The 3026-nt window shown below is 40.0% G+C and carries 1 protein-coding gene and 2 pseudogenes; all 3 read right to left on the reverse strand.

The genetic code is table 11. From position 1 onward, the window contains the following. Nucleotides 1-382, reverse strand: a 382-nt coding sequence (locus tag ACTHUE_RS14275) for a hypothetical protein (RefSeq protein WP_440423818.1), incomplete at its 3' end; no start/stop codon positions are given. 876 nt (nt 383-1258) lie between these two features. Further along, nucleotides 1259-2719 (reverse strand): annotated as a pseudogene (locus tag ACTHUE_RS14280) (hemagglutinin repeat-containing protein); the annotation flags it as partial. Nucleotides 2720-2930: 211 nt separating this feature from the next. Further along, nucleotides 2931-3026 (reverse strand): annotated as a pseudogene (locus tag ACTHUE_RS14285) (barstar family protein); the annotation flags it as partial.

The raw sequence follows: 3026 nt of genomic DNA on the forward strand, positions 1-3026 counted from the left end.
GAGAATAAGGATCACAATGAGTTTGACATACTAATGGTAAAAATTTATATCTTGGATCATGAGATATTCGATATTTATCAGGATCGAAAGATGCTAAAAATTCATCAATATTGGTATCAGATATTTTGTCATCACTAATAAACATCGCTAGAGATGGGTGACCTTGATTTTCCATTTGTTGATTAGTAAAGGATATAAATGCTAACTTGCCATTGTCGTCATACCACATAGATTTATAGTTATTGCCTTTGGGAGAATAAATTCTAGCAACACATAACATAGCTCTATCTTTACAGTCGTTATATTGAGTTTCATCAAACTCAACTGCATGGCACAATAAAGGCAATAGAAAAAACAGGGTTATTAATTTATTACTATACATAAGACGGCTTTCTATTTATTCGATAATAAATCTAGTTTTCAATATTTGATTTTGTTCTGGGTTGGTATACATAATAAATTTTACTGCTCCAAAATCTGATATTAAACCTACAACTTTTCCATTTTCCGTATAATTGTCAGGTTTATTTGCACTAATAATTTTATCTTTTAGATGTGGGAATTTTTCTTTTAGAATATCACTCTGTACATTCATCCCTTTTTTATAAATATTATCTGAGAACATCTTTAGTCTAGCATGATATTGGGCTGCTAAATTTGCATCTTGCAGCAAATTATGCTCTTCAGATGTCAAATTTCGACCTTGTTGTTGTTTCAACTTTATAGGTGTTGCATATGTTAAAAAAGCTTTTAAACGATTATATCGATATTTATGTAAGATTGAATTTAGTTCTGTTTCCGCCTTATCAAATTCTTCACTATTTTGGGTATAATTTTGAGAAATTAAACGTTCAACTATAGGTTGTGTAATAAGTAAACGATTTGCTAAATGCTGATATTCTTTATTTGTTTGAGCATTATCATTCATGTTTGGTGTATTAAAATCACTTGGATCCCAAATCATTTTGGCATATGAATCAACATATAGTGTCGAATTATCTGTAATAGGAAATTTATTTTCATCAGGGTTTTTCATGCTACTAATTAAAAGATTTTCAAATACAGTTTTTCCTTGTAAAACAATTGGTGCTCCTGTTTTATCAGATACCAAAGTTAATACACCATCTAAATTTTCATAATGATAACCATCAATGACTAATCTATTGTTTCCATCAACTTTCAATTTTAAATTTGGAGTAGAGGGTGCGATGATATTAATAAATTGCATTGCGTCATTTTTGTTTGGGAAAGAAATATAATTATTCTCCACCGCACTATTCGCATTCAGGCTGCCTTGCACTCCATCTGTTGCACTGTTGCCCACTGCCGCACCCGTTGCCGTACTCAATAAGTTTGTAATCGCTGTTACAGTTTCTTTCTCTTCCACCGTTAAGTCGCTTCCTTTTTCTTTGCCGTATAACCATTTGCTGATGTAAGGCGCAGCTGCTTCCGCTCCACCTGCACTCAATGCTCCTGCTAGGGCGTTATTGTCCCCTGCTGCTGCAACCGCTGCTCCTAATACCGCGTGAGCAAGAACGTGAGCGGTTTCTTGACTGGCGGTTAGTTTGCCATTCGCGTTTTGACCGGCTAAATCTTTAAAGTGCTGTCCAATCGCATACGATACGGCCGGCGATGCGGTAGCCGCAGCGATGCCTGCTCCGCTTTGGGTCGGCGCAGCTAAGCCTGAGGCTAACATGTTGAGAATGACTTTGCCTTGTTGCCAATTATCTGCTTTTGCTGCCGCATCTTGAGCTTCATGAGCTTTGCGTTTGGCAGTTTCCATATCGCCATTGGCTAATGCCTCGGCTGCTGCTGTTTCGGCTGCTTCTTTGTCTGCTTTGAGTTTGTCTAAATGTTGGTTAATCTCGGTATTGGCTTGTTGGACATTTTTACTAAAATCTTGGCTGACGGTTCTTTGTAAATCCAGTTCACTTTGCACTCTATCTTTGTCAAATACGTTTTTCAGGCTGCCCGAATGTCGTTCGGCGGTGTCTGTGGTTACGTTTGTATCAATATCGGCTTTGGTTTGTGCCGCTGTTTTGCCTGTCAGTCTGATTTGTGTGGCTTCGTCGGTGATGTGTATGTTTCGGGTGTTGATGCCGCTTTTTGTGATGCTGCTTTGACTGTCGCTGTCGCTGCCGTAACCTACTGATGAACTTGCGCCGTTTTTATCCGCTACGCTTGTCAGGTGTTTGTTTTGAGGCTTATTTTGTGCTCCCTGTCCCAGTGTTTTGCCGCTTACGGCAACGCTGGCACCCAATCCAAAACTTTCGCCTTTGTAGCGGCTGTGGTTTTGAATGTCGCTATGGGTGAGGGTGGCCGTCTGAAAGCGGTTTTTGCCTTCGTCTTCTGCGCTTTGGCTGCTGGTGATGATGCCGCCTTTGAGGTCTGTATGGTTTCCGACCTTGATTTGATAGCCGTCTTCTCCGGCATAAATACCGCTTTGCTCGGTTACCGAAGCATGGTCGGCTCGGATTTTGCTTTGGCTGTAATCGCCACTGGCACTGAAGCCATAACCTACGGTAACTTGTGCACTGGCGTTTTGTTGTTTGCTTTGATAGGTTTCAGTATCTTGAACACTTTCTATATGCAGGTTGCGCGTATCTGCCTGTACGCCTTTGCCGATAAGCTGCGCACCTTTGAGGGTGGTATCCCCGCCGTTTCGGATAATCGTTTTGCCGGCCGTGCTACCGATATGGGTGTGGCGGTGGGTTGCTTTTGTCTGATTGCTGTGGTGGCTTGTTGAAAGAAAGGTCGTCTGAAACTGTATTTGTTGTTTCAGACGACCCTCTTGGCTTAAACCCTGAGAACTGCATGCGTACGTTCCGTACACATGCTACTTGTTGAGTTTAAGTTTTATATGGGTTACGGCTTGCTTAATTGGCTTTGGGGAGTTTTAAGCCTGTGTACGTAATGTAATTAGGGTTTACTTACTCTAAAATATAATTAAATTTTTCTTCGAATCCATAATCCTCATCTTGTTTCTTAACTCTTTCTAGAACCTTTACTATTTCAATAAATATATT

This window comes from Neisseria sp. P0021.S005, from assembly GCF_051956955.1.